Annotated in this window: 27 protein-coding genes and 1 pseudogene; 16 read left to right on the forward strand and 12 right to left on the reverse strand. The window is 64.6% G+C overall.

The window, feature by feature from the left end; genetic code table 11:
* Positions 1-82 precede the first annotated feature (82 nt).
* The 11 genes from WEA77_RS00780 to WEA77_RS00830 all read left to right on the forward strand — a co-directional run bounded on the left by WEA77_RS00780 (position 83) and on the right by WEA77_RS00830 (position 9,656).
* On the forward strand, positions 83-1,087 hold the full coding sequence (locus WEA77_RS00780) for a sensor histidine kinase (protein ID WP_368065970.1): 1,005 nt from the start codon (positions 83-85) through the stop codon (positions 1,085-1,087).
* A 662-nt stretch (positions 1,088-1,749) separates the two neighbouring features.
* Complete coding sequence (gene rpmI, locus WEA77_RS00785) at positions 1,750-1,950, forward strand: 50S ribosomal protein L35 (RefSeq protein ID WP_220985917.1); 201 nt, start codon at positions 1,750-1,752, stop codon at positions 1,948-1,950.
* Between the two features lie 45 nt (positions 1,951-1,995).
* Positions 1,996-2,358, forward strand: a complete 363-nt coding sequence (gene rplT, locus WEA77_RS00790; protein ID WP_368065971.1) for a 50S ribosomal protein L20 — start codon at positions 1,996-1,998, stop codon at positions 2,356-2,358.
* Positions 2,359-2,370: 12 nt separating this feature from the next.
* The gene (locus WEA77_RS00795; RefSeq protein WP_368065972.1) at positions 2,371-2,532 is read left to right on the forward strand and encodes a hypothetical protein; all 162 of its coding nucleotides are present in this window, start codon (positions 2,371-2,373) and stop codon (positions 2,530-2,532) included.
* A 79-nt stretch (positions 2,533-2,611) separates the two neighbouring features.
* Entirely contained in the window at positions 2,612-3,694 is a 1,083-nt protein-coding gene (locus WEA77_RS00800) for an SMI1/KNR4 family protein (RefSeq protein WP_368065973.1), read from the forward strand.
* 76 nt (positions 3,695-3,770) lie between these two features.
* The gene (pheS, locus tag WEA77_RS00805) at positions 3,771-4,847 is read left to right on the forward strand and encodes a phenylalanine--tRNA ligase subunit alpha (protein WP_368065974.1); all 1,077 of its coding nucleotides are present in this window, start codon (positions 3,771-3,773) and stop codon (positions 4,845-4,847) included.
* Positions 4,847-7,240, forward strand: a complete 2,394-nt coding sequence (pheT, locus tag WEA77_RS00810; RefSeq protein WP_368065975.1) for a phenylalanine--tRNA ligase subunit beta — start codon at positions 4,847-4,849, stop codon at positions 7,238-7,240. The genes pheS and pheT overlap by 1 nt, the downstream gene beginning before the upstream one ends.
* Positions 7,241-7,266: 26 nt before the next feature.
* The gene (locus tag WEA77_RS00815) at positions 7,267-8,046 is read left to right on the forward strand and encodes an ion transporter (protein WP_368065976.1); all 780 of its coding nucleotides are present in this window, start codon (positions 7,267-7,269) and stop codon (positions 8,044-8,046) included.
* A complete protein-coding gene (gene dapB / locus WEA77_RS00820; protein WP_368065977.1) occupies positions 8,030-8,860 on the forward strand; it encodes a 4-hydroxy-tetrahydrodipicolinate reductase in 831 nt (276 codons plus the stop codon). Before WEA77_RS00815 ends, dapB begins: the two co-directional genes overlap by 17 nt.
* A gap of 98 nt (positions 8,861-8,958) precedes the next feature.
* Positions 8,959-9,369: a PTS sugar transporter subunit IIA gene (locus WEA77_RS00825; RefSeq protein ID WP_368065978.1), complete on the forward strand. Its 411-nt coding sequence runs from the start codon at positions 8,959-8,961 to the stop codon at positions 9,367-9,369.
* Positions 9,369-9,656, forward strand: coding sequence for an HPr family phosphocarrier protein (locus WEA77_RS00830; protein ID WP_368065979.1), 288 nt, complete (start codon positions 9,369-9,371; stop codon positions 9,654-9,656). The genes WEA77_RS00825 and WEA77_RS00830 overlap by 1 nt, the downstream gene beginning before the upstream one ends.
* Here the strand turns inward: WEA77_RS00830 and WEA77_RS00835 are convergent.
* The 3 genes from WEA77_RS00835 to WEA77_RS00845 all read right to left on the reverse strand — a co-directional run bounded on the left by WEA77_RS00835 (position 9,653) and on the right by WEA77_RS00845 (position 13,139).
* Complete coding sequence (locus WEA77_RS00835) at positions 9,653-11,209, reverse strand: 2-isopropylmalate synthase (protein ID WP_368065980.1); 1,557 nt, start codon at positions 11,207-11,209, stop codon at positions 9,653-9,655. The two genes, WEA77_RS00830 and WEA77_RS00835, sit on opposite strands and share 4 nt — an antisense overlap.
* A gap of 155 nt (positions 11,210-11,364) precedes the next feature.
* Positions 11,365-12,108: a TVP38/TMEM64 family protein gene (locus tag WEA77_RS00840; RefSeq protein WP_368065981.1), complete on the reverse strand. Its 744-nt coding sequence runs from the start codon at positions 12,106-12,108 to the stop codon at positions 11,365-11,367.
* Positions 12,109-12,167: 59 nt separating this feature from the next.
* Positions 12,168-13,139, reverse strand: coding sequence for an oxidoreductase (locus WEA77_RS00845; RefSeq protein ID WP_368065982.1), 972 nt, complete (start codon positions 13,137-13,139; stop codon positions 12,168-12,170).
* 140 nt (positions 13,140-13,279) lie between these two features.
* Here WEA77_RS00845 and WEA77_RS00850 point away from each other — a divergent pair, with 140 nt between their 5' ends.
* Positions 13,280-13,876: a tetratricopeptide repeat protein gene (locus WEA77_RS00850; protein WP_368065983.1), complete on the forward strand. Its 597-nt coding sequence runs from the start codon at positions 13,280-13,282 to the stop codon at positions 13,874-13,876.
* Here the strand turns inward: WEA77_RS00850 and WEA77_RS00855 are convergent, their stop codons facing one another.
* Positions 13,877-14,368 (reverse strand): polymer-forming cytoskeletal protein, encoded by a 492-nt coding sequence (locus tag WEA77_RS00855; protein WP_368065984.1) that lies wholly within the window; start codon positions 14,366-14,368, stop codon positions 13,877-13,879.
* A 94-nt stretch (positions 14,369-14,462) separates the two neighbouring features.
* Between WEA77_RS00855 and WEA77_RS00860 the strand changes: the two genes are divergently transcribed.
* Positions 14,463-14,969 (forward strand): GH25 family lysozyme, encoded by a 507-nt coding sequence (locus tag WEA77_RS00860; RefSeq protein ID WP_368065985.1) that lies wholly within the window; start codon positions 14,463-14,465, stop codon positions 14,967-14,969.
* Positions 14,970-15,459: 490 nt separating this feature from the next.
* Complete coding sequence (locus WEA77_RS00865) at positions 15,460-15,951, forward strand: hypothetical protein (protein ID WP_368065986.1); 492 nt, start codon at positions 15,460-15,462, stop codon at positions 15,949-15,951.
* Positions 15,952-15,961: 10 nt separating this feature from the next.
* On the opposite strand, the gene WEA77_RS00870 is transcribed toward WEA77_RS00865, so the two are convergent.
* From WEA77_RS00870 to miaA, 7 genes are all read right to left on the reverse strand, one after another.
* Positions 15,962-16,519 carry a GNAT family N-acetyltransferase gene (locus tag WEA77_RS00870; protein ID WP_368065987.1) on the reverse strand — a complete coding sequence of 186 codons (558 nt, stop codon included), beginning with the start codon at positions 16,517-16,519 and terminating at the stop codon, positions 15,962-15,964.
* Position 16,520: 1 nt separating this feature from the next.
* Complete coding sequence (ilvC, locus tag WEA77_RS00875; protein ID WP_368065988.1) at positions 16,521-17,540, reverse strand: ketol-acid reductoisomerase; 1,020 nt, start codon at positions 17,538-17,540, stop codon at positions 16,521-16,523.
* Between the two features lie 54 nt (positions 17,541-17,594).
* Positions 17,595-18,206, reverse strand: a complete 612-nt coding sequence (locus tag WEA77_RS00880) for a hypothetical protein (RefSeq protein WP_368065989.1) — start codon at positions 18,204-18,206, stop codon at positions 17,595-17,597.
* The gene (gene ilvN / locus WEA77_RS00885; RefSeq protein ID WP_368065990.1) at positions 18,203-18,772 is read right to left on the reverse strand and encodes an acetolactate synthase small subunit; all 570 of its coding nucleotides are present in this window, start codon (positions 18,770-18,772) and stop codon (positions 18,203-18,205) included. The genes WEA77_RS00880 and ilvN overlap by 4 nt, the downstream gene beginning before the upstream one ends.
* On the reverse strand, positions 18,769-19,452 hold the full coding sequence (locus tag WEA77_RS00890; protein ID WP_368065991.1) for a hypothetical protein: 684 nt from the start codon (positions 19,450-19,452) through the stop codon (positions 18,769-18,771). The genes ilvN and WEA77_RS00890 overlap by 4 nt, the downstream gene beginning before the upstream one ends.
* Positions 19,453-19,498: 46 nt before the next feature.
* Positions 19,499-21,295 (reverse strand): acetolactate synthase 3 large subunit, encoded by a 1,797-nt coding sequence (locus WEA77_RS00895; protein WP_368065992.1) that lies wholly within the window; start codon positions 21,293-21,295, stop codon positions 19,499-19,501.
* A 191-nt stretch (positions 21,296-21,486) separates the two neighbouring features.
* The gene (gene miaA, locus WEA77_RS00900; RefSeq protein ID WP_368065993.1) at positions 21,487-22,437 is read right to left on the reverse strand and encodes a tRNA (adenosine(37)-N6)-dimethylallyltransferase MiaA; all 951 of its coding nucleotides are present in this window, start codon (positions 22,435-22,437) and stop codon (positions 21,487-21,489) included.
* Positions 22,438-22,511: 74 nt separating this feature from the next.
* Between miaA and serB the strand changes: the two genes are divergently transcribed.
* Both serB and WEA77_RS00910 read left to right on the forward strand, forming a co-directional pair.
* Positions 22,512-23,420, forward strand: coding sequence for a phosphoserine phosphatase SerB (gene serB / locus WEA77_RS00905; protein WP_368065994.1), 909 nt, complete (start codon positions 22,512-22,514; stop codon positions 23,418-23,420).
* Between the two features lie 7 nt (positions 23,421-23,427).
* Entirely contained in the window at positions 23,428-23,898 is a 471-nt protein-coding gene (locus WEA77_RS00910) for an NUDIX domain-containing protein (RefSeq protein WP_368065995.1), read from the forward strand.
* Here the strand turns inward: WEA77_RS00910 and WEA77_RS00915 are convergent.
* Positions 23,877-24,255: pseudogene (locus WEA77_RS00915) on the reverse strand (2-dehydro-3-deoxyphosphooctonate aldolase); the annotation flags it as partial. The gene WEA77_RS00910 and the pseudogene WEA77_RS00915 sit on opposite strands and share 22 nt — an antisense overlap.

Below are 24,255 nucleotides of genomic sequence, written 5' to 3' on the forward strand. Positions count from 1 at the left end.
GGATTGCGCCCTTGACGGCGCTGCAATAACTGAAAACGGACTCGCAGACGCAAGTATGTGAAGGTAGCCGGGAGACTGAACGATGGGAACGGGGCAGCCGGACTTGTCTATCTGGACCGAGAAGCGCCTGCGCTTCGCCATGGAAGGCGCCGGCGTCGCGCTCTGGGCCTGGAATGTCGATACCGACAAGCTCATCCTCGACCGGCGATCCTATGAGATGTGGGGCGTCGTCAGCGACACCAATGTCACCTTTGAAGACCTATCCGCCCATATCCACCCCGCAGACCGCGACCGGGTGCGCGCGGCCTTCGCCGCGACCCGCGCGATCATGGGCCAGTACGAGATCGACTTCCGCATCCTGGTCGGTGAGGAGGTCCGCTGGATCTCTGCCCGGGGCCAGGGCGAGGATGACGCCATGGTGGACAGAACCATGTTCGGCATCTTTCTCGATGTGACCGGCCGCAAGCAGGCCGAGGAAAGCAACGAACTGCTCGCCGGCGAGATGAGCCACCGGGTGAAAAACCTGCTCGCCATCGCTTCGGGCCTCACCTCGATTACCTCACGCTCGGCCTCCTCGACCGAAGACATGGCGCGCCAGCTGACGAACCGCCTGACGGCCCTCGGCCGCGCGCATGATCTCGTCCGCCCGCTGCCTGGCCAAGGCCAGAAGGATGCGCTTCTGGGCGACCTCCTCTCCGTCCTGCTTGCGCCCTATGACGACCTCGGCGCCTTCAGCGGCCGCATCCGCGTCTCCGTGCCACGCATGGGCGTGGGCGAAGGGGCCGCGACGACGCTGGCGCTGATCGTGCATGAACTTGCGACCAACGCGCTCAAGTATGGCGCGCTGTCGTCGGATACCGGCACGCTCGACGTTTCGGCAACCAGTCATGACGACGAGGACTTGGTCGTGGTCTGGACCGAACGGGGCGGCCCGCCGGTCGACAGCCCCACCGGGCAGGGCGGCTTCGGCAGCAGGCTGATCAACCGCGCCATGTCGATGCAACTTGGCGGCACCATCACCTGCGACTGGGCCGCCGAAGGCGTAGTCGTCACGCTGACCATGAACAAGGAAAGCCTTGGCGCCTGACGGTATGCGTTGGCCGGGCAATCAATTGCCGCCAGGCTTCGGGCGCACACCCAAACCCCCCGCAGGCACGATCCGTCAGACCGGCGCGAACAGTCTGGGCGCCGCGCGCCATCCGCTGTCCCCTCCGGTCCCGAAGGCTCATCCGCTCCTGGCGCCAGTCCTTCTCCCTTCCTTCCTTCCTTCCTTCCTTCCTTCCTTCCTTCCTTTTCCTTGCTTCCTTGCCTGCCTGCTGCCTTCCCGCGGCGTTCCCTCCCGTCGTGCCGTCCCAAACCGGGCCCTTGAAATAGGATACCTCTTAGAATGAGTGAACAATCGCGTTGCGCGAGGCCGGCGCTCAGTGCCGGGCGCCCTCTCACTGCGCAGATGCGCTCCGAACAGCACGTATCCAGCTTGGAGGGGGCGTCTCTGAACCGCGCCGCCAACTCGCCTGACAGGCGAAATTCATCCATTAGCCTCCATGGGGCTGGTGGATCGTTTATGGACGGCGGCCCGCAAGGGGTAGCTCTGGACTTGTACCTACGTTCAGCGCGCCCCCTTGATTCCTTGACGCGCCTCCTTCATAAGCCGCCACTTCCGGACTCCGGGGCGACGGCATTGCCCCACTGTCCGTGTATCCTGGGCCGCCAGATCTGGTGTGAGCTCTATAGTTTGAGGAGAAAAACATGCCGAAGATGAAGACCAAGAAGGCCGCTGCAAAGCGGTTCAAGATCACCGCGACAGGCAAGCTGAAGCATGGTGTGGCCGGCAAACGCCACCGCCTGATCAGCCATAACTCGAAATACATCCGTCAGAACCGCGGCACCTCCGTCGGTGCGAAGGCGGACGAAGCCCGCGTCAAGAAGTACCTGCCTTACGGCCTGTAGTCTTCTATCCCATTGATCTTGAACACGAATTGACAGGAGGCATCCATGCCCCGCTCACGCGCCAAAGTACCCGCCCACGCCCGCCATAAGAAAATCCTGAAGCAGGCAAAGGGTTTCCGCAACCGCCGCAAGAATACTTTCACCAACGCCGTCGCCGCCGTCTGGAAAGCCGGCGAGTACGCCTACGTTGGCCGAAAGGTCAAAAAGCGCCAGTTCCGCTCCCTCTGGATCCAACGCATCAACGCCGCCGTAAGAATCCATGACGAAGAGCTCACATATTCCAGCTTTATCAATGGCTTGACCAAGGCCGGCATTGAAGTTGACCGCAAGGTCATGGCCGATCTCGCTGTCCGGGAACCGGAGGCGTTCGGCGCCCTCGTGTCCCAGGCCAAAGCTGCCCTCGCTTAAGGAAACCGACAGATGAGCAAGTCCCCCAGCAGCGTCCTGCACCCGAGCAAGAAACCGCGCGTGAAGCGCCGTAACTCCAAATGGACCGCGAACCTCTCCAAGCGCGCCAATATCGGCATTTTTGGTAATACCAAGAAAGCCCGCAGCGCCCGCAAGAAGGCTGCCCGCGCGTAATCTGATCCGCGCCGCTGGCACTTCGCCAAGGCCTGAATTAAGCCTCCCTCTGACCCTCGTGTCGCGGGAGGCTTTCTTAATGAGCGTGTCGAAGTCGAGCGGAGCGTTGCGCATCGCCCTGGGCGTCAGTCTGGTGGTGTTCGCGCTGGCTGCTGGCTTCGTTCAACGCTCACCCTGGATACTGCCTTTCCTGGCCACCGGCGTCGCGTCCGCCTACCTGTGCGGCCAGCTGCGGACCTGGCGCCATGCCCGCAATACAGGGGGCCTGCGGCTTTACTGGCTGCAGCTCGCCGCGGATTTCGGCGTACAATTGCTGCTGGTTTCGGCGCTCTACCTGATCGGCTTCGGCTTCAGCGCGCTGATCAGCAGCGGCGTCAGGGTCGCCCCGGTCGCGCCGGGCGATGCGATCTGGTCCTTGGCGGTGGGCGCGGTCGCTTCGCTGCTCGGCATTTACATCGACCGGCTCGAAGGCAAGCCCTCGGCCTGTTTCCCGGCCTGTTTTCCGGCCTGTTTTCCGGCCTGGATGACCGGCAGGGATGAGGACGCCGGCGAGGTATTCCGCAACGACCTGCGCCTGCTGCAGGAGCGGGTGTCGCTGCAATCTTTCTTCACGGCGCCGGCGGATACGGTGTCAGCCACCGAGCATGAGGCGGCGGCCTGGGCGGACGCCTACTCGGCGCTCACCGAAGGTCTCAGTGAGGACGACATAACCCGCGCCGAAGCCCGTCTGGGCCGAGCCCTGCCGGACCTGCTGATCGCGCTTTATCGCCAGCAGAACGGCGGCACGGTGGCGCCTGTCTGCATTCCATTGCCGCAACACCCCGAGCCAGCCCGGTATGCCCACGTGATCCTGCCCTTCGGGGGCTATAACGACCTCGTGCCGGCCGAGAGCCTGCGCACGGTGTGGGACACGGTGTGCGACTATGCCGACCCGGACGCTCCAGAGGACGCAAACCAGTTCCCGCCGGGTGCAAAGGCGATGATCGTGCTGGCCCAATGGTACCGGGAAACCCTGTTCCTGGATTATAATCAGCCGGGCGCCCCGAGGGTCGGGTATACCGATTTCGACCGTTTCAGCCCCGACGGCAGCCGCGGTGCGGTGACCTGGTGGAAGCACTTTGAGACTTTCTTTGCTTGCCTGCGCCATTACGAGCCCGGCTGAGCCCGATTCTAGCGGGTTGGCGCGGGCCCCAGAGGCCGCTAAACAGCGCGCTTGGTTTTCCGGAAGGGTTGTCACTTTGTCCGACATTATATCCATCGAGCAGGAAGCGCTGGCAGCCATTCAGGGCGCCGCCAGCCTTGACGCGCTGGACGCCGTGCGCGTCGCCGAACTCGGCAAGAAGGGCCGGGTCTCCGGCCTGATGGGCACGCTCGGCGCGATGGCGCCGGAGGAGCGCAAGGAAAAGGGGCCGGCCCTCAACGCGCTCAAGGTTCGCATCGAAGACGCCCTGCGCGCGCGTAAGGGCGCGCTGGAAGCGGTGGCGCTCGAAGCGCAGCTGAAGCGCGAAACGGTCGACCTGACGCTGCCGGCCTCGCCGTCGGCCGGCGAAGGTGCACTGCATCCGGTGATGCAGGTGTTCGAGGAAATCGCAGCAATCTTCGGCGATATGGGTTTCCGCGTGGCGGAAGGCCCGGACATCGAGGACGACTGGCACAATTTCACGGCGCTGAACTTCCCCGAAGGCCACCCGGCGCGCGAGACGCATGACACCTTCTTCCTGAAGCCCGGCGAAAACGCGTTGCCGAAAGTGCTCCGAACACATACGAGTCCGGTGCAGGTTCGCACCATGATGAGCGAGAAGCCGCCGATCCGGATTCTCGTGCCGGGCCGGGTGTTCCGCAATGACTGGGACGCGACGCACACGCCGATGTTCCATCAGGTCGAGGGGCTCGTCATCGAGGAGGGCATACATATGGGCCACCTCAAGGGCTGCCTTGTCGATTTCGTCAAGGCCTTCTTCGAAGTGGAGAATGTGACCGCGCGTTTCCGGCCGCATTTCTTTCCGTTTACGGAGCCTTCGGCCGAGATGGACGTGCAATGCCAGCGCTCCGGCGGTGTTGTCGAAGTGGGCAAGGGCACTGACTGGCTGGAAGTGCTCGGCTGCGGTATGGTGCACCCGAACGTGCTGCGCAATTGCGGGCTTGATCCGGCGGTCCATCAGGGCTTCGCCTTCGGCATGGGCGTCGACCGCCTCGCCATGCTCAAATATGGCATGCCGGACCTGCGCCCCTATTTCGAAGCCGACCCGCAATGGACCCGCCATTACGGATTCTCGCCCTGGCTCACGCCGTCCGTGAGCGGAGGGCTCAGCTGATGAAGTTCACTCTTTCCTGGCTGAACGATCACCTCGTCACCAAGGCTTCGCTCGATGATATCCTCGGTTTCATGGGCAAGGCGGGCCTTGAGGTCGAGCATGTCACCGATCCGAAGAAGGCGCTGGCGCCCTTCTCGGTGTGCAGGGTGCTGGAAGCTGAGCCTCATCCGCAGGCAGACAAGTTGCGTGTGTGCAAGGTCGACACGATCGACGGCGTCAAGCAGATCGTCTGTGGCGCGCCAAATGCACGCGCCGGGATGACGGCGATCTATGCGCCGCTGGGCACATGGATTCCCGGACTGAACATGGCGCTCGACAAGAAGCCGCGCGCCATTCGCGGCGTCGAGAGCCATGGCATGATGTGCTCCTCGCGCGAACTCGAGACGGGCGATGACCATGACGGCATCATCGATCTCGAGGGTGACTTCTCGGTCGGCACGCCGGCGGCCGATGCGCTCGGCGCAGGCGACGCGGTGATCGATTTCGAAGTGACGCCGAATCGGCCGGACTGGCTGGGCGTGCAGGGCATTGCGCGCGATCTCGCCGCCGCTGGCGCGGGCCGTTTCCTGCGCAATGATGCGAAGAAGGTTTCCGGCAGCGGCGATTGCCCGGTGGAAATCAAGCTGGACGCGCCCGAAGCGTGCCCGGTCTTCGCGGGCGCTCTGGTGCGCGGCGTCACCAATGGTCCGTCCCCGGACTGGATGCAGACGCGACTGAGGGCGGCTGGCCTGCAGCCGCGTTCGCTGCTGGTCGATATCACCAACTATGTCTCGCTCGACCGCGCGCGGCCGCTGCATGTGTATGACGCGGCGAAGCTCTCCGGCGCGGTGGTGGCCCGGCTCGGCAGGAAAGGCGAAAGCCTCGAGGCGCTGGACGGCAAAACCTACCCGGTCACGCAAGACATGTGCGTGATTGCGGACGCCTCGGGCGTCATCGGCCTTGGCGGCGTGATGGGCGGCGTCTCGACCTGCGTCTCCGCCGGGACGACGGATGTCTTCATCGAGAGCGCCTGGTTCGATCCGCTGCGTACCGCGCGCACTGGCCGCGTGACCGGTATCCATTCGGATGCCCGCTACCGGTTCGAGCGCGGTGTCGATCCGCAGAGCTGCCTCGACGGGCTGAACCTCGCCCTCGCGCTGATCCTCGAGTATGGCGGCGGTACGGCGACCAAGGCCCGTGTGGTGGGTAGTATTTCTGCGCGTATCCAGAAGGTCACCTTTTATCACGGCGATGTCGAGCGCCTGACCGGGCTCGTGGTGAAGCCCGCCGAGATGAAACGCATCCTGAAGGATCTCGAGATCGACATCGAGGATGCGGGCGACGCCTGGTACCTGCTGCCTCCCTCGCACCGGTTCGACATTGATCGGTCTGCGGACATTGTGGAGGAGATCGCGCGGCTCATTGGTTATGACCAGCTGCCGACGCGCTCCCTGCCGATGACCGAGGGCATGAAGCAGGGCGTAGCCTCCACGCGCCAGTCGCGCGTTTCCATCGCGCGCCGGTCGATGGCGGCGCGCGGCTTCCTCGAAGCTGTGACCTGGAGCTTTATGGCGAAGGAACATGCCGGCCTCTTCGGCAAGATCGACGAGGCGCTGACGGTGGCAAATCCGGTCGCCAGCGAACTCAACTATATGCGCTCCACCGCGCTCGCGAATCTCGCGCAGGCCGCGCAGCGCGCCGCCAATCGCGGTGAGCGCAGCATTCGCCTGTTTGAAGCCGGGCCTATCTACCTTGGCGACGGCCCGAAGGATCAGCGCACCGTGATTGCGGCGCTCGCGCAGCCTTCGGCGCAGCGCCACTGGCAGGGCGCGCCGCAGCACTATGACGCCTTCGCGGCCAAGGCAGACCTTTTCGCACTGCTCGGCGCGCTTGGTCAGTCGGCGGACAAGTTCCAGATCGGCGCGGCGACGCAGCCCCATTGGCATCCCGGCCAGTCGGCCAGCCTCAAGCTCGGCCCGAAGATGACGGTCGCCAACTTCGGCGCGCTGCACCCCGGCGTGCTCAAGGCGCTGGATGTGGACGGCCCGGTCTATGCCTTCGAACTGAACCTCAACGCACTGCCGGTGATGAAGGCAAAGTCGACCAAGACCAAGCCCGTACTGGAGCGCGCGGACCTGACGCCGATCCGGCGCGACCTTGCCTTTGTGGTGGACGCTTCGGTGGCGGCCGGCGAGCTCGTGAAACACGCGCAGGGCGCCGAAAAGCAGCTTGTATCGAAGGTGGACGTGTTCGACGTCTACCAGGGGCAGGGCGTGCCGGAAGGCAAGAAGTCGGTCGCGTTCGAAGTGACGATCCAGCCGCGCGAGGCGCTGAAGGATGACCAGATCCAGGCGATCATGGACCGGATCATCGCTTCCGTGGCAAAAGGAACCGGCGGCCTGTTGCGCGGCTAGCAGGTTCAGGCGGGGGCGCGAAGGGGATGAAGGCTTGGCTCTATCGGCAACTGGTGCCGGAGGCGCGCGCATCCGGCATTTCACTGCTCAACCAGGTCATTGTCGGCCTTGTGCTGCTGTCTTTCCTGTTGCTTGCGCTTGAGACCGAGCCGACCTTGAATGGACAGCCCGCTTGGGCGCGCCTGTTTGCGGTGTTCAATGTCACGGTCGTGATCGTCTTCGCGGCTGAATACCTGGCGCGCCTCTGGGTGGCGGGGGTCGATCCGGAGTACCAGGGCTTCGGCGGCCGGCTCAGATATGCGACACGTTTCTACTCGCTTGCGGACCTGATGGCCTTCCTGCCGGAACTGGTGGTGATGCTGGCGGGAGGCGGCGGCTCGCTCCTCGTGCTGCGCGTGCTGCGGCTGGCGCGTCTGGTGAAGATTGCGCGCTTCATTCCGGCGTTTGATGCACTGGGCGCGGCGCTGCGCCGGTCGTCCTCGCAGCTCCTGACCAGTCTCGCGGTGGCGCTGACGCTGGTCTATGTGTCCGCGGTGCTCCTCTATTTCGTGGAAGGCATTGGCGGGCAACATCAGGAGGAATTTGCGTCCATCCCGCGCGCCATCTGGTGGGCGGTCGCCACGCTGACGACAGTGGGCTATGGGGATGTCTATCCGGTGACGCCGCTCGGGCGTTTCTTCTCCGCGATCATCGCGATTGCGGGTATCGGGGTCGTGGCCTTACCGGCCGGTGTTTTTGCCAGCGCCTTTTCGGATGAACTGAAAGAGCGGCGCGAAAAGGAAGTGCGCAATGACGAAGTCCAGTGAGGCGCTGAAGGTCGCCGTGGCGGGTGTGGCGGGGCGCATGGGGCGCCAGCTCGCCGCGATGGTGATCGACCGGGGATTGGTGCTGGCCGGGGCGAGCGAAGTGGCGCAGGCGGGCGTGTTCGACGAGGACGCGGGCACGCTGGCGGGCCGCCGCGCCGTGGGCGTCTGGCCGTCGCCGGACGTTCAGGAAGCCGCCGCCGACGCCGATGTATGGATCGATTTCACCCGGCCCGAGGCGACATTGTCGGCGCTCGGCGCGCTGCGCACGACGCCGGTGCGCGCGGTCGTCATCGGCACGACGGGCTTTGCACCGGATCAGGAGATCGTGATCCAGGCCGCATCGGCGCGCTTTGCCATCGTCAAGGCGGGCAATTTCTCGGTGGGCATCAATGTATTGCAGGCGCTCACGCGCCTTGCGGCATCGCGTCTCGGCGCGGACTGGGACATCGAGATTCTGGAGAGCCATCACCGGCTGAAAGTGGATGCACCGTCGGGTACTGCGGTGATGCTGGGAGAGGCCGCCGCGGCGGGTCGCGGGCGCACGCTGGGCGACCTTCTGGCAAAGCCGTATCTCGGCCCGGAAGCGGCGCGAAAGGATGGCGAGATCGGCATGGCGGTGCGCCGGGGCGGAGGTATTTACGGTGAACACGAAGTGATGTTCGGGGCGCCGCGCGAGGTGCTGCGCCTTTCGCACATGGCGCTCGACCGGACAGTATTTGCCGATGGCGCCGTGCAGGCCGCAGAGTGGGCCGCGCGCCAGCCGCCCGGACTTTACGACATGAACGATGTGTTGGGTCTCGGCCACACCGGTTGAGGAAACCGCTGGCACCTCGGCTGAATGCGCCTTGACGCGCCGCAGCATCGTGCCAACGTGACGGTTCTGTTAAGTGAAACCGAGCGTTCCGAAGGCACATGATCGGCATTGTTGTCGTCAGCCATGGCAAACTTGCGCACGAGCTCGTGGCGGCCGCGGAACACGTGGTCGGGCGGCTGTGGCGGACGCGTGCCGTCTCCATCGATGCCGACGAAGACCTCGACCTGAAGCGTGAAGCGATCCTCGAAGCGGTGAAAGCCTGCGATGCGGGCCGCGGCGTGATCGTGCTGACCGACATGTTTGGCGGCACGCCCTCGAACCTCGTCCTGTCGCTGCGCAGCCGGGCGCGCATGGAAATTGTCTCAGGTGCAAACCTCCCGATGCTGATCAAGCTGGCCCAGATGCGCGACAGCCTGACGCTTGAGGAATCCGCGCAGGACGCCGCCGAGGGTGGCCGCAAGTATATCACCATCGCGTCCGACATCCTTGCGAAGCTGCCGACCTACTGATGTCTGACGCCTTTCCCGCCCTGCGGCGCGCCACCATCGTCAATCGCAAGGGGCTTCACGCCCGCGCCTCCGCCAAACTTGCCAGGCTTGCCGGCGAGTTCGATGCGCAGGTTTTCGTCACGCACGAATCCGAAACGGCCGATGCCCGTTCGATCATGGACCTGCTGATGCTGGTCGCGCACACGGGCTGCGTCGTCGAGATCAAGGGCAGGGGGGCGCAGGCGGACGAGGCGGTCAGCGCCATTGCCCGCCTGATTGATGACGGCTTCGGCGAGAACGACGGCTAAGCGGCTTTCCGCTTGGCCTTGCGCACTTCGAACTTGTTGAGCGCGTGGAGATAGGCCTTCGCACTTGCCACCAGCGTATCGGGGTCTGACGAGCGGCCCGTCGCCATGATGGCGTCGCCGTTGAGGCGCACAGAGACCGTCGCCTGCGCGTCAGTCCCGCCGGTCACGGCATGCACCTGATAGAGTTCCAGCACAGCCTGGTGCGGCACGATCTGGCGGATGGCGTTGAACACAGCGTCGACCGGGCCATTGCCGCGCGCGATGGCGTACTTTTCTTCGCCGTCCACTACGAGATCGATTTCCGCCGTCTGCGGACCATCCGTGCCGGCGACAACGCGCAGGCGCTTGAACGCGATGCGCTCGCCTTCGGCGGCAAGTTGCTCGTCCACCAGCGCAATGATGTCATCATCGAAGACGTGTTTCTTGCGGTCGGCGAGATCCTTGAAGCGCTTGAATGCATCGTTCAGCGCCTCGCCCTCGATGAAGTAGCCCATCGATTCCAGCTTGTCGCGGAAGGCGTTGCGGCCCGAGAGCTTGCCCATGACCAGCGAGGTCTTCGCGACCCCGACTTCTTCCGGTTTCATGATCTCGTAGGTCTCGGAATTCTTCAGCATGCCGTCCTGGTGGATGCCGCTCTCGTGCGCGAAAGCGTTCTTGCCGACGATGGCCTTGTTATACTGCACCGGGAAACCGGTAATGCGGCTGACCATGCCGGAGGCGCGTGCCAGGTAGCGCGTGTCGATGCCCGTTTCGTAGGGCAGCGTGTCGCCGCGCACCTTCATCGCCATCACGATCTCTTCAAGGGCCGCATTGCCGGCGCGCTCGCCAAGGCCGTTGATCGTGCACTCGATCTGGCGGGCGCCGTTCGACATGCCGGCCAGCGAGTTGGCCACCGCGAGGCCGAGGTCGTTATGGCAGTGCGTGGACCAAATGACCTTGTCCGAGTTCGGGATGGTTTCGATCAGCCTGCGGATCAGTGCGCCGTATTCGTCCGGGTGGGAATAGCCGACCGTATCGGGAACATTGATGGTCGTGGCGCCCGACGCAATCGCCGCGTCGATACACTTGCAGAGGAAATCAAACTCGGTGCGGGTTGCGTCTTCCGCGCTCCATTCCACATCGTCGACGAGATTGCGGGCCTGGCTGACCGAGCGGCCGACCGCTTCCAGCACGGCGTTCGGGCCCATCTTCAGCTTGTGTTTCATGTGCACGGGGCTGGTGGAGATGAAGGTGTGGATGCGCGGGCGGGCGGCCTTGCGGACGGCTTCGCCGCAGCGCTCGATGTCAGCGGGCGTGGAGCGGGCGAGGCCGCAGATCACGGCGCGCTTCGACTGGGCGGCAATGGCGCTGACGGCCAGAAAATCGCCTTCCGACGCAGCCGGAAAGCCCGCTTCGATGATGTCTACGCCCATCTCCTCGAGCAGGTTTCCGAGTTCGAGCTTTTCATTGTGCGTCATGGAGGCGCCGGGCGATTGCTCCCCGTCGCGCATGGTCGTGTCAAAGATGAAGACGCGGGGTTTGTTCGCGGGCTTCGCGGTGGATTTCGAGGTCATGGGATGGCGGCTCTGCGATGGGATCTGGGGGGGAAGGGGAGGAAGGTGTGTGAACATCCCCTGGCCGCGCGTGCGCCCCTCAGGTTGAGGCGACCGGCTCCGGCCAGGGGCCGGTAAGCAGACGGAGAAGGGGCAAGAGTTTGCGCATGAGGGCTTTAATCGCCGCGTTTCTGCCCAGTGTCAATCTCCTGAGGGGTCACTGCGGGAACATCTTGCCAGGCGCGCCGGGCCCGGCGGACCACGAAAAACGCCGCCCCCAGGTACAGCGTAAGGGCGGCCCCGCCGAACAGAGTGGCCGTAAGGGGGTTGCCTTTATAGGCCTCAACCACGGTCTGCCACCCCGCGGCAACCAGCAGGATCTTCGGCAAGATGCCGAGGCCCATGCCGATCCAGTAGTCCCGGAATTTCGCGGCGCTGGCGCCGAACACCATGTTGACGATCAGAAAGGGGCCCGCCGGAACGCTGCGCACGAGGGCGCTGGCGATCAGGGCGTTGCGGCCGATCAGGGCTGACAGCTTCTGCGCGCGCGGGCCGGCATAGCGGCGCACGGCCGCCTCGCCCCCCGCCCGGCCGATCCAGAAGGTCAGTGCGCCGGACACCATGTTGGCAATCCAGCTGTAGACCGCGCCCATCACCGGCCCGAATACAGCAATCGAGGCGGCCAGCAGGGCAAACTGCGGCACGCCGATGAAAGCCGCGACGCAGAATACGGCGATCACCGCCGGCAGGCCCCAGGGGCTGTCTGCGAGGCTATCGAGCCAGACTTCGACATCGCCAAGTCTCGGCACGAGGCCAAGCTTGCCGAGGGCGAACACGCCCAGCACCAGTGCCAGGAGCCCGGCCCCGATATAGATGGCGCGCCTGTTGGCAGGCACTGGGGCGGTCGTCTCGCGCGTCATGGGGCGATCAGGTGCGACAGGCGCGCGGCGGCGTCAATCTCGGCCCGGCAGATCGATTGTCAGGCCTGCGCCAGCATCTTCTCGCTCATGGCCCAGAGTTTCTCGGCGCGGGCATCGTCGGCAATCCATTCGCGCGCATGCTCCCAGCGCTGGCTCTCGGGCGTTGCAAGCTGGGCGATGTCGCAATTCTCGCAATATACCCCGCCCTTGCCGGCGAGCTTCGGGGCGGTCGCCGCCCAGACAGTGGTCGAGGCGCCCTGTTCGGGGGTCTTGAACATCGCCTGCACCATCGGCGGGATGGTTCCATCGGGCGCCTTCCAGCCGAGGGCGACCATTTCCTCTTCCGGCAGGTGGCGCTGCAGCGGCGTGAAGATGCCGCCGGGGTGGACCGAGAAAGCCCGCACGCCGACATCGCGGCCCAGCATGTCCACGCCGAGCGCGAAGAGGGCATTGGCGGATTTCGCCTGGCCATAGGCTTCCCATTTGTCATAGGCCCGCGTCTCATAGTTGGGGTCGTCCCAGATCACGTCCGAGCGGACATGGCCGGTGGAGGAGAGGGCCACCACGCGCGCGCCCTCCGCAGCTTGCAGGGCAGGCGCAAGTTTCAGGGCAAGCGCCATATGGCCGAGATGGTTGGTGCCGAACTGGGTTTCCCAGCCGTTGCCGACGCGGCCAAAGGGCGTTGCCATGACACCGGCATTGTTGATCAGGATGTGCAGGGCGCGGCCGGTTTCCAGGTACTGGTCGGCAAAGCGGCGCACGCTGGCGGTATCGCCAAGGTCCATCGCGGCAATCTCGATCTCGCCTGCGACACCGGCGAGGGTCTCGGCGGCAACATCCGCGCGGCGCGCCGGAACGGTGACGCGCGCCCCGGCGCCGGCCAGCGCCCGGACCGTTTCCAGTCCGATGCCGGAATAGCCGCCGGTGACGATGATGTTCCTGCCCGAGAGGTCGATGCCCGCGAGGACTTCGCTAGCCGTACTCTTGGCGTGAAAGCCGGATCCCACCGGCACCTGATCCGCTACGGCCATGGTGTTTGCGTCCCTCTGTTTTCCTGCTGCGATGGAGGTTAGCGCTGCCGCAGGTGAGGGGCTACTGTAATTTCTGGAAGCTTGCCGCGGCGATGCCTAAATCTGCGGTTATGCTTCGCCCAAAGGATGGAGAGCCGATCATGGACATCCGAACGATGCTGGGCGCCGTCCTCCTGAGCGGCGTTCTTGCCTTTCCCGCCGCTGCCCAGTTCGGGCAGGTCGAGCGGACACAGGCCGAGATTGCGCTGGAACAGGCCGAATCGCGCATCGCCAGGCAGAAGGCTGACCGGGTAGCCGCCTCGTCCGCCTGCACGGCGGGCGATCTGGAGGGATGTTTCAAGCTGGCCGACATGCAACGCACGGGCATTGGCGGGCCGCAGGACCTGAAAGCGGCCGCGAAAGCCTACAAGATAATGTGCGATGGCAAGGATGGCCGGGGTTGTTCGGGCCTTGCTTATCTGACGGTTCAGGGCCGGGGCATGGCCGAGAACAAGACCGAGGGCCGGGCGCTCTACCAGAAGGCCTGCGACTATGGTGATGTCAGCGGCTGCGCGGCCTATGGCAACATGGCCTACACCGGCACGGGCGGGCGCAAGGATGTGCTGGCCGGCACTGACGCGCTGACCAAGGCCTGCGACCGCGAGTATGAGTGGGCGTGCACACGGATGCGCGAACTGGGCGTGTTTGATCCGACGGAAAACCCGTTCGAACGGCTGCGCGACCTGCGCAATAACTGATCAGAGGGCAGCAGCTTTTGGTGCGCCGTTATCGGCGGCCGGCGTATCTGCGCGCGCCGGCGAAAGCGGCGCGACATTCGAAAGGTCGGGCACAGAGGCGGCCTTGTTGATGTGCGCGGCTGTGCGCTGCGGCGCGATCAGCAGGTCGGCGCTGACGAGGGTGCGTTCTTCGACTTTCATTGACGGGGAAAAGGCAACGCCTTCGAGACGTCCGCCGCTGCATATTTCGAGGCTCTTGCTCGCCTCGATGTCGCCGCTGACGGCGCCGTGCACGATGAGGGTCGCCGCGCGGATGCGGCCTTCGATGCGGCCGCTGGCTTCGACGAGGATCAGATCATCGGACTCGATGTCACCGCGAATGTGCGCGCCGATGATCACCGGGCCGGCGAAGTAAAACTTGCCTTCGAGTTTTCCGCCGGCCGCTATCGCATTGCCGAGCCCGGACCTGGCGGGTTTGGCTGGAAGGTCAGCTTTGGGAGTGGGTGCAGCCATGACGCGGTTCCTTTATTGCGCCCTGTTCGGCAGGTTAACCTATTGTTAACGAAAGAAGAAGGGTTCCAGCCGGATGCTTGCAAGAATTGTGCGGATGCCCCTGCTTCTGGCAGGAATTGCGGTACTGGCTGCCTGCGGCGCGCGCACCGGCGAACCGGCCGCTTCACATTCCTCCGCAATGCCGCGGCCGGGCGCCGAAGGCATAGACCTGTCGCACCATAACGGACCAGTAGACTGGGCGCGCCTTGGCACCGAGCCGCTGGAATTCGTCTACCTGAAAGCCACCGAAGGCACCGATCATATAGACGCCCGCTTCCAGGAGAACTGGACATCCGCCACCCGCCTCGGCTGGCAGACGGGCGCCTACCACTTCTACCTCCTCTGCCGGGACGGGGCGTCACAGGCGGCGAATTTCATCCGCCAGGTCGAGGTGCGGACCGGTACGCTGCCGCCGGCCGTCGACCTTGAGCATGCCCATAATTGCAGGGCGCGGGGGGACCGGACGGCGACGCTGGCAGAGCTGCGCACTTTCCTCGCCGCGGTCGAAACCGAGTACGGCGCCGTGCCGGTGATCTACACGACACCCGCCTTCCATGCCTAATGGCTGGCCGGGGAGGGCTTCGACGCGCATCCCCTCTGGATCCGCTCGCTGGGCGGGCGGCCGCAAGGACCCTACGCGATCTGGCAGTATTCGATGAAGGGCAAGGTGGCGGGCGTTGCCGGCCCGGTGGACCTCAACCGCGCGGCGGAGTGAGCGCCTTGCCCGCCGCTGCCCGAGGCTATGGCGCCGGGTTGGGGTGCGTGCAAAAAAAGCCTGTCCGGGCGCCTGTCATGCACCGGCCCAGCTTTCAGTCAGGATCGCACCTGTCCCGCTTCGTCCTTTCCAGTTCCGCTTTCCCCGGACTTTTCCTGATCAGCCTTGCGCTTCCCGCGCCGGCCAGCGCGGGGGGCCTGCTGGCTTGGCTGCGCGCCGATGGGGCCGATCGACGAACCTGACGGACCGGAAGACGAAGGTGGCGGCGATTACAGCGAGCTTGCGCCGCGCGGGGTATCCCTCGACCGAAGCGTTGCAGGCGATGGCGCAAGCCTGAGTGAAAGCGCAACTGTGGCGCGAGGAAGAGCGGATGAAGGATCCGGTCTATCGCAAGCTGAAGGCAGGTTACTGGCGCTGTCCTGAAGCCAGCAAAGCCAGCAGCGATGTCTGCTTCGCAACGTCCGTGTCGCCCTCGGGGCGGCGCTGCGCTGCGCTGATGGACTGGGCGGGCGATCAGCCGGGCGCCTTCCTCGCCTTCTTCGGCGCGGAAATCCCCGAGGCAAAAAAGATCAGGCACATCAAAGTCAGCCTGATCCAGCCGGGTGAGACGCAGGCCGTAAAGGCCTTCCACGCTCCGTTCTTCTCTTCGGATGATCTGGGGATGATCATGTTCGCTGTTGCGTCCATGGACGTTCTCCTGAAGTCCATCGAGGACGTTCAGGATTTCGAGGTCACGCATTCCGGGCAGACGCTCATTCCCGGCGAATGGCACATCGGCCATGAAGCGCGGGACTATCTGACCGGGTGCGCGTGCGCCCGCGCGCATTGACACCGCGGGTTCAGATCACCTTGCCCATCCTGAGACCTGGCACGTCGATGCCGCCTGTCGAGGCGCTGATGATGCGCTCGATCTCGCTGTAGCCGCAGGCGCGGTAGAGCGGCTCGCCCGCGAGCGTCGCCATCAGTTCGACATGGGTGAACCCGGCCGTGTGCGCGGCCTGTTCGCAGACGGACAAGACATAGCGCCCCAGGCCGCGCCGGGTGAAATCCGGATGCGTATACATCGCGCGGATGCGGGCAGCGTCCGCGCCCATGCGCAGCAGGGCGGCGTTGCGCTGCGCGGTGGAATGGTCGCCGCCATAGAGGGTCGCCCGGCGGCTCCAGCCACCACTGGCGGCGAGGCGTCCGCTCGCGGTTTCGTGCACGATGAAATAAGTGCTGTCGGCAATCAGCTGCCGGTCGAGCCCCATGATGCTGCGGGCGACGGTGATCTGCTCGGGCGACAAGAAACCGCGCTGAAGTTCGCCGATTGCGGCGTCCATCAGCGCGGCGATTTCGTCCGTGTCCGCCCCGGTCGCGGGACGGTGGCTGAAGCCCTCCAGGAAGGGCTGCGCCATACTAGTTGCGGCTCTTGTCCACGAGGCGGTCATTCTTCGCCCAGTGCATCATGGAGCGCAGTTTCTCGCCGACTTCCTCGATGCTGTGCGACGCCATTCGCTGTCGCATCGCGTGGAAGCCCGGCGCGCCGGCCTGGTTTTCCAGAACCCAGTTGCGGGCAAACGTGCCGTTCTGGATGTCTTCGAGAACCTTCTTCATTTCTGCTTTCGTTGCCGAGTTCACGATGCGCGGTCCGGTGACATACTCGCCGTACTCGGCCGTGTTCGAGATCGAGTAGTTCATGTTGGCGATGCCGCCTTCATAGATCAGGTCTACGATCAGTTTGGTCTCGTGGAGGCATTCGAAATAGGCCATCTCCGGGGCATAGCCTGCTTCGACCAACGTTTCGTAGCCAGCCTTGATCAGCTCGACGATACCGCCGCACAGAACAGCCTGTTCGCCGAAGAGGTCGGTTTCGGTCTCTTCACGGAAAGAGGTTTCGATCACGCCAGCGCGGGTGTTGCCGATGGCTTTCGAGTAGGAGAGGGCGACAGACTGGGCCGTGCCGGTCGCATCCTGGTGAATGGCAATCAGACCCGGCAGGCCGAAGCCCATCTGGTACTGGTTACGGAGCGTGTGGCCAGGGCCTTTCGGCGCCGAGAGCGAGACGTCAATGTCTGCACGCGGACGGATCAGGTTGTAGTGAATGTTGAAGCCGTGACCGAACATCAGGTGCTGGCCCTTGCGAAGGTGCGGCTCGATCTCGTTGGCGAACATCACGGCCTGTTTCTCGTCCGGCACGAGGATCATCAGCACGTCGGCCCATTTCGCGGCTTCGGCGGGCGTCACCACTTCAAGGCCGGCTTCAGTGGCTTTCTTGCGCGAGGCCGAGCCTTCCTGCAGGGCGACCTTGATCTCTTTGACGCCGGAATCCTTGAGGTTCAGCGCATGCGCATGGCCCTGGCTGCCATAGCCGACGACCGCGACCTTCTTCTTCTGGATGAGCGAGATGTCGGCGTCTTGTTCGTAGTAGATTTTCATGTGCGTTCGGAAGCTCCGCTAAGGGGTAGGGGGATTGGCGATTGAAGGGATACGTCAGGAGGCGCTGCAGACCCAATCGGGGCTGACATTGGCGACGCCGATGACGAGATTGTTGAGTTGGGTCACCGGATCGTCCGATCCTGAGTGCCGCGAAAAGGCCCGATCGCCGGACGCTGTCCGGGCACGCGTGATGATGTCATGACTGTCGATGACGAGGCGTACGCTGCGCGAGCCGTCGGCATTGACCTTGACGTCCTCGCGCGCGCCATAGTCCGGCACAGCGGCGTCGGCCGCCTTGATCAGCAGTGCAGCAATGGCATTGGCGGTGTCGCCTGCAATCGCCGCCTGCAGGCGGCAGCGCGGGCCGCGCCCGTCGGGCACCGAGCGCGCATCAAGGCGCAGCTGCGTGCCTTCGCTCAGCACATTGTAGAGATAGGCGGCGCCGCTCGGCGAAGCGGTGTCTATGATCTCGATCTGGGCGTCGAACTGCACGTCATAGATATTCCGGGCGCGGTCACGGATCCTGCCGGCGCGTTCAAGATCGCAGCTCATGCGCGCGGCGTCCGAGAGACCTCCTGTGCAGTCCTTCGTCTCGGCGCCCGCCGCAAGCGGCGAGGCGGCAACGGCAAGGCCCACCAGACAGGCGCGCCAGAGAGAGGTGATCATCCCTTCTCCTTCCCGCGTTTGATCGACAGGACACCGGTCCGGCTGACTTCGACCAGGCCCAGCGGGCGCATCAGGTCGACAAACTGGGTCAGCTTTTCGCAGGCGCCTGTGACCTCGAAAATGAAGCTCTCGTTGGTTGTGTCTATCACATGTGCCCGGAAAATCTCAGCGATGCGCAGCGCCTCGACGCGCTTTTCCCCGACCCCTGCCACTTTCACGAGCGCCAGCTCGCGCTCGATGCCGCTCTTCGAGTTGGTGATATCGATGACTTCCGCCACCGGCACGATGCGCAGCAGCTGCGCCTCGATCTGCTCAAGAATGTGCGGCGTGCCCTGCGTGACGATCGTGATGCGGGAGCGGTGCTGGCTGGCATCGACTTCGGCCACGGTAAGGGAATCAATGTTATAGCCCCGCCCCGAGAAGAGCCCGACAACGCGCGCCAGGACGCCCGGCTCGTTGTCGACCAGCACCGCCAGCGTGCGCCGCTCAACCGCCTCATCGGCATGCGAGAGGAAGTACGCGGATTTCGGTCCGCTGCCGCCTGCGGGGGTCGTCTGGTCGTTCATTGCAGCCTCTGGTTCGGTGTCGCTGCAGCGCCGGAAGCGACACCGGGCCGGCGGGTTTCAAGCCTGGTCTTCAGCGCCTGCGACTTGGTGATGGCGTCTTTCCGGTCGTCATCGTCCTGGTCGTCATAGCGCTCGACCACTTCGTCCTTGCGGCGCGGGTCGAGGTAGGATTGCAGCTCGGACACCAGCAGGCGGCGGCACTCGTCGATATAGGCGGCGCTGTCGTCGCAGCTCGGGCCGCCTTCGCGGGTCAGCGCTTCCAACTCGTGATAGGTCCACATCAGCGCGTCCAGCACCGGCGGGCGTTGGCCGCGATAGGCGCCTTCCTTCTCGGCGCCTTTCTTGTCCGGGTTAAGGTTCGGGAAGAACAACCGGCCGCGGTCGACCAGCGTGGAAAGGGCTACCAACAGGTTCGCCTTGTTGGCAAGGAAGCTGCCATCATTGGCCTGCAGCTGGCGGGTGCGGGCAAACATGGCGGCGCGGGCCAGCGTGTCGATCGCGGCATTGCCCCAGTCGATGCTGGCCGCATCGATGCTCTGGCGCAGGCGTTCTGTCTGCAGCTTGCGCTGTCGGCGGGTCTCGCCCCGCGCGATCAGGGCGCTGATGACCGCGACGCCTGCGGACAAGACCGCGATGATCCCGTCGCCATTACTTTGCCCGAACGAGAGCAATTTCGTCATATCCATCACCGTCCCCGCACTTAACCGGCTTTGCGCCTCGTATCCCTCAGACCAGCTTGCGTCCGGCCTCGCCTATTTCGTTACCTGTTATCTCGCCGAGAATCATCTGGTTGTGCGCAGAACCCGACGGGATCATCGGCAGGCAGTTTTCGGCCCGCTCGACCCGGCAGTCGAACAGAACCGGGCCCGGATGGTCAATCATTTCAAGGATTTTCGCGTCCAGATCCTCCGGCTTGTCGCAGCGGATGCCGTGCCCTCCGAGCGCCTTGGCCAGCATCACGAAGTCCGGCAGGCTTTCGGAATAGGAGTGCGAATAGCGCTCGCCGTGCAGCAATTCCTGCCACTGGCGCACCATGCCCATCCATTCATTGTTGAGGATGAATACCTTCACCGGCAGCTTGTGCTGCACGGCCGTGGACAGCTCCTGCATCATCATCTGGATCGAGGCTTCGCCTGCAATGTCGATCACCAGCGCGTCCGGATGCGCCGCCTGCACGCCTACGGCGGCCGGCAGGCCATAACCCATCGTTCCGAGGCCGCCCGAAGTCATCCAGCGGTTCGGCTCCTCGAAATGATAGAACTGGGCGGCCCACATCTGGTGCTGGCCGACTTCGGTGGTGATGAAGGTCTTGCAGTCCTTGGTCAGTGCATAGAGCCGCTCCACCGCGTATTGCGGTTTGATCACCGCGTCGGAGTTTTTGTAGGCAAAGCAGCGGCGCTCCCGCCAGCCGTCGATCTGGCCCCGCCAGGCGCCGAGGTCCGGCAGCTTGCGCTTCAGTGCCTTGATCTCGGTGATCAGCGCGTCCAGCGCTTCGGCGCAGTCAGCCACGATCGGGACGTCCACCCGCACGATCTTGTTGATCGAGGAGGCGTCGATATCGATGTGGATCTTCTTGGATTTCGGCGAGAACAGGTCGACACGGCCGGTCACGCGGTCATCGAACCGCGCGCCGACGCAGATCATCAGGTCGCAGTCGTGCATCGCATTGTTGGCTTCGTAGCTGCCATGCATGCCCACCATGCCCAGCCAGTCCGGATGCGAGGCGGGGAAAGCGCCCAGTCCCATCAGTGTCGAGGTTACCGGGAAACCGGTCAGCTCCTGCAACTCGCGCAGTTTGGCGGAGGCTTCCGGCCCGGAATTGATTACGCCGCCGCCGGTATAGAGGATCGGGCGCGAGGCCTCGGTCATCAGCTCGGCCGCCGCCTTGACCGCGTCTTTCCTCGGTGTGCGCTGGGGCACATAGGTCGGCTTTGTCACACCGGCCTTGCCGGTATAGGGACCGGTCGCGAACTGGATGTCCTTCGGAATATCAATGACCACAGGACCCGGGCGCCCGGATGTCGCCACATAGAAAGCCTCGTGCACGATCCGCGCAAGCTGGTTCACGTCGGTGACGAGATAGTTGTGCTTGGCGCAGCTGCGCGTGATGCCGGTCGTGTCGCATTCCTGGAAGGCATCGGTGCCGATCAGGTGCGTCGGCACCTGGCCGGTGATCACCACCATCGGGATGGAATCCATCAGCGCGTCGGTGATCGGGGTCACCATGTTGGTTGCGCCGGGGCCGGAGGTCACCAGCGCAACGCCGCACTTGCCGGTCGAGCGGGCATAGCCCTCGGCGGCATGGCCCGCGCCCTGTTCATGGCGCACCAGGATGTGGCGGATCGCGTCCTGCCCGTAGAGGGCATCATAGATCGGCAGGACCGCCCCGCCCGGATAGCCGAACATTACCGATACGCCCTGTTCGCGCAGCGCTTCCACGACGATCTGCGCCCCGGTCATGATCCGGGGTCCGGCTGTATCGGCAGCGGCGGTGGCGGGCTTGGCCTTGGTCTTGATCGTCATGGAGCGGGCTCGGGGGTCTGGGAGGGTTGGAAGAAAGGTTTGGATCGGTCATCGGCCAAACAAAAAAGGGCCTCCGAGAGGAAGCCCTTTTTTGCGCGCACCCGCAACCGCCTGTCAGGACAGGCAGCTACGGGCGCCGAAGCTCTACTACGGTCATTTTGCGCAAGTGGCGTTTCCTCGATCTGGTGTGCTCAGGCATAATCTTCCGCCTGAGCCCTGTCAATCTCCCTGTAAAGGGCAAAAATGACCCTCAAACGATCTCCCATCTCGGGTGAAGGTATGCGGGTCCAGAACGGAAACTGACGTCCGATCCAGGTGAATTGCCTTTTTGCATAGCGCCGGGTGTCGCGCTTGGCGTTTTCGGCGGCCTCCTCGGGGCTCATCTCGCCGCGCGCGAAAGCCGTCAGCCAGGGCATCCCGCAGGCTTTCATCACCGGTAGTTCCGGATCGAGCCCCCGCGCCACCAGCGCGCGGGCCTCGTTCATGGCGCCCTGCATCAGCATGCCCTCGAAGCGCCGGTCGATCTTCTTGTAGAGCGCGCCCCGGGGAGGGGTGAGGGCAAACCCTGTCCATTCTCCCGGCTGCAGCACAGGCGGCTGGCGCTCGGTCTGGAAATCGGCCAGCGATCGGCCCGTGGCAAGCCACACCTCATAGGCCCGGGAAAGTCGCTGGCGGTCGCCGGTGCCCAGCCGCTCGGCAAGCTCCGGGTCATGCGGCAGCAGCCGGGCGCGCAGGCCTTCAGCGCCTTGCGTCTCGCTGATTGTGCGCACCTCGGCGCGGATTTCCTCAGGCACTGGCGGAATGTCGGACAGGCCTTGCGTCAGCGCCAGCAGGTAGAGCCCGGTGCCGCCCACGAACACCGCGCGCTTGTTCTGGCGCTGCAGCTTCTTGATCACAGCCCTGGCCGCTTCCAGCCATTCGCCGGTCGAATAGCGGGTGCCGGGATCGACATAGCCGAACAGGTGGTGCGCCACGCCGGCCATCTCTTCTTCGCTCGGCCGGGCCGATAAGACCTGCACCTCGTCGTAGACCTGCATGGAATCGGCATTGATCACTTCGCCGCCGAGACGGCGGGCGACTTCTATCGCGAGGGCGGACTTGCCGCTGGCCGTGGGACCGTGGATCAGGATCGCAGGATGCATCCACCACACCTAGGGTCTTGCCCGCCGCGAGGAAAGCCACCTAGAGACACCTCTGCCTGAAAGCGGAGTCCCGGATGGCCAACCCATGGGTGGTAATTGCTGCGTCGCGCGCGGGCGGACCTGCCGGTGCGCGCGCCCTCGCCGGCGCCATCGAGGCCGAAGGCGGCCTGCCCGGTGAAGGCCGGTCGCTGTCGGCCTCAGGCCCGGTCTATGCCGGCTGTTATCCCTTCAACATGCCGGACGACGCTGCCCCGGCGGGCCTGCGCGCGCGTCTCGAGGCGGAGCTTGAGGCCGATATCGCAGTGATGCCGGCTGCGCGGTTCGGCCGCAAACGCCTGCTGATCTGCGACATGGATTCCACCATCATCGGACAGGAGTGTATCGACGAACTGGCTGATGCCGTCGGTCTTAAGCCGCAGATCTCGGAAATCACCGAACGCGCCATGCGCGGCGAACTCGATTTCGAGGCTGCGCTAACCTCACGCGTCGCCATGCTGCGCGGCCTGCCACTCGGCGAACTGGACCGCACCCTGCGCGAGCGCATCACACTGAACCCCGGCGCCCGTACCATGATCGCCACGATGAAGGCGCACGGCGCGCAGACCCTGCTCGTCTCCGGCGGCTTCACCTTCTTCACCTCGCGCGTGGCAAAACTCGCCGGGTTCAATGCCGATCAGGGCAATACTCTGATTGATGACGGCGCCGCCCTCACCGGCGAAGTCGGACAACCTATCCTCGGCCGCGCCGCCAAGCTTACCGCGCTTCTGGACGCCGCCGCTGCTCTTGGCGCCGGCCCGCAGGACGCCGTCGCGCTCGGAGACGGGGCAAATGACCTCGACATGATCAAGGCCGCGGGCCTCGGTATTGCCTATTATGCCAAACCGGTTGTTGCTGCCGAAGCGGGGGCCGCGATCCGGCACACGGATCTCACCGCTGCTTTGTTCTTCCAGGGCTTTACCGCCGCCGAATTTGTCCACGGATAAGCCCCGCATGCCCACGTTGCGTACGCTCGCCTTCCAGGCCTGGTTCCGGATCAGCCGCCCCATGACGCTCGGCGTGCGCGCGGCGGTGGAGAATGCCGATGGCCAGGTCTTCATGGTGCGCCATACCTATGTGCCCGGCTGGTTCATGCCGGGCGGCGGCGTCGAGCATGGCGAGCCGGCGCTGGAGGCGCTGCGCCGCGAACTCGTCGAAGAAGGCGGCATCCGCCTTACCGCCGAGCCGAAAGTGTTCGGCTTCTACTCGAACCACACCCATTTCCGGAACGATCACGTCCTGCTCTACCATGTGCCCTGGGGCAGCTGGGAACCGGTCGGCGCCACCAGCTCAGGCGAGATTGCCGAGACCGCCTGGGTCGATCCGCGGTCCCCGCCGGAAGGCATCACCGCCGGCAACCTGCGCCGCCTCGAAGAGCTTTACCGCGGCGCCCCGGTCTCGCGCTACTGGGCGCCCAGGACCTGATAGGCCTTGCCCGAGACTTCCAGACGCGGCACGCGGGCGGTTTGCCCGAACTGCGTCCATGCCGGCGCAAGGCTCAACCAGAAGGGCAGGTGCTCGCTTCCCCGCTGAGCGGCCAGATTTTCCTGGGTCATCGGGAAGGGGAAGACATGCACGTCGACGGACGTTTGCCCCTCTTCATAGGCCGCCTGCATCAGTGTCCAGATTTCCTCGATCACGCCATCGGTCATCGCAAAGCAGCCGATCGAGACGCAGCTGCCATGCACCATCAGGAAACTGCCCGTGCGCCCGTTGGCGCGGTCGAAAGCGTTGGGATAGCCGAGATTGAAGGAAAGGTGGTAGCCTGAGGCTGGGTTCATC

The sequence above is a fragment of the Hyphomonas sp. genome, assembly GCF_040882205.1.
GTDB lineage: Bacteria > Pseudomonadota > Alphaproteobacteria > Caulobacterales > Hyphomonadaceae > Hyphomonas.

Bases quoted from the DNA above. Each gene is read 5' to 3' on its own strand.
- WEA77_RS00780 (WP_368065970.1), top strand. From the start codon at position 83: ATGGGAACGGGGCAGCCGGACTTGTCTATCTGGACCGAGAAGCGCCTG.
- rpmI (WP_220985917.1), top strand. From the start codon at position 1,750: ATGCCGAAGATGAAGACCAAGAAGGCCGCTGCAAAGCGGTTCAAGATC.
- rplT (WP_368065971.1), top strand. From the start codon at position 1,996: ATGCCCCGCTCACGCGCCAAAGTACCCGCCCACGCCCGCCATAAGAAA.
- WEA77_RS00795 (WP_368065972.1), top strand. From the start codon at position 2,371: ATGAGCAAGTCCCCCAGCAGCGTCCTGCACCCGAGCAAGAAACCGCGC.
- WEA77_RS00800 (WP_368065973.1), top strand. From the start codon at position 2,612: ATGAGCGTGTCGAAGTCGAGCGGAGCGTTGCGCATCGCCCTGGGCGTC.
- pheT (WP_368065975.1), top strand. From the start codon at position 4,847: ATGAAGTTCACTCTTTCCTGGCTGAACGATCACCTCGTCACCAAGGCT.
- WEA77_RS00815 (WP_368065976.1), top strand. From the start codon at position 7,267: ATGAAGGCTTGGCTCTATCGGCAACTGGTGCCGGAGGCGCGCGCATCC.
- dapB (WP_368065977.1), top strand. From the start codon at position 8,030: ATGACGAAGTCCAGTGAGGCGCTGAAGGTCGCCGTGGCGGGTGTGGCG.
- WEA77_RS00825 (WP_368065978.1), top strand. From the start codon at position 8,959: ATGATCGGCATTGTTGTCGTCAGCCATGGCAAACTTGCGCACGAGCTC.
- WEA77_RS00830 (WP_368065979.1), top strand. From the start codon at position 9,369: ATGTCTGACGCCTTTCCCGCCCTGCGGCGCGCCACCATCGTCAATCGC.
- WEA77_RS00835 (WP_368065980.1), bottom strand. From the start codon at position 11,209: ATGACCTCGAAATCCACCGCGAAGCCCGCGAACAAACCCCGCGTCTTC.
- WEA77_RS00840 (WP_368065981.1), bottom strand. From the start codon at position 12,108: ATGACGCGCGAGACGACCGCCCCAGTGCCTGCCAACAGGCGCGCCATC.
- WEA77_RS00845 (WP_368065982.1), bottom strand. From the start codon at position 13,139: ATGGCCGTAGCGGATCAGGTGCCGGTGGGATCCGGCTTTCACGCCAAG.
- WEA77_RS00850 (WP_368065983.1), top strand. From the start codon at position 13,280: ATGGACATCCGAACGATGCTGGGCGCCGTCCTCCTGAGCGGCGTTCTT.
- WEA77_RS00855 (WP_368065984.1), bottom strand. From the start codon at position 14,368: ATGGCTGCACCCACTCCCAAAGCTGACCTTCCAGCCAAACCCGCCAGG.
- WEA77_RS00860 (WP_368065985.1), top strand. From the start codon at position 14,463: ATGCCCCTGCTTCTGGCAGGAATTGCGGTACTGGCTGCCTGCGGCGCG.
- WEA77_RS00870 (WP_368065987.1), bottom strand. From the start codon at position 16,519: ATGGCGCAGCCCTTCCTGGAGGGCTTCAGCCACCGTCCCGCGACCGGG.
- ilvC (WP_368065988.1), bottom strand. From the start codon at position 17,540: ATGAAAATCTACTACGAACAAGACGCCGACATCTCGCTCATCCAGAAG.
- WEA77_RS00880 (WP_368065989.1), bottom strand. From the start codon at position 18,206: ATGATCACCTCTCTCTGGCGCGCCTGTCTGGTGGGCCTTGCCGTTGCC.
- ilvN (WP_368065990.1), bottom strand. From the start codon at position 18,772: ATGAACGACCAGACGACCCCCGCAGGCGGCAGCGGACCGAAATCCGCG.
- WEA77_RS00890 (WP_368065991.1), bottom strand. From the start codon at position 19,452: ATGACGAAATTGCTCTCGTTCGGGCAAAGTAATGGCGACGGGATCATC.
- WEA77_RS00895 (WP_368065992.1), bottom strand. From the start codon at position 21,295: ATGACGATCAAGACCAAGGCCAAGCCCGCCACCGCCGCTGCCGATACA.
- miaA (WP_368065993.1), bottom strand. From the start codon at position 22,437: ATGCATCCTGCGATCCTGATCCACGGTCCCACGGCCAGCGGCAAGTCC.
- serB (WP_368065994.1), top strand. From the start codon at position 22,512: ATGGCCAACCCATGGGTGGTAATTGCTGCGTCGCGCGCGGGCGGACCT.
- WEA77_RS00910 (WP_368065995.1), top strand. From the start codon at position 23,428: ATGCCCACGTTGCGTACGCTCGCCTTCCAGGCCTGGTTCCGGATCAGC.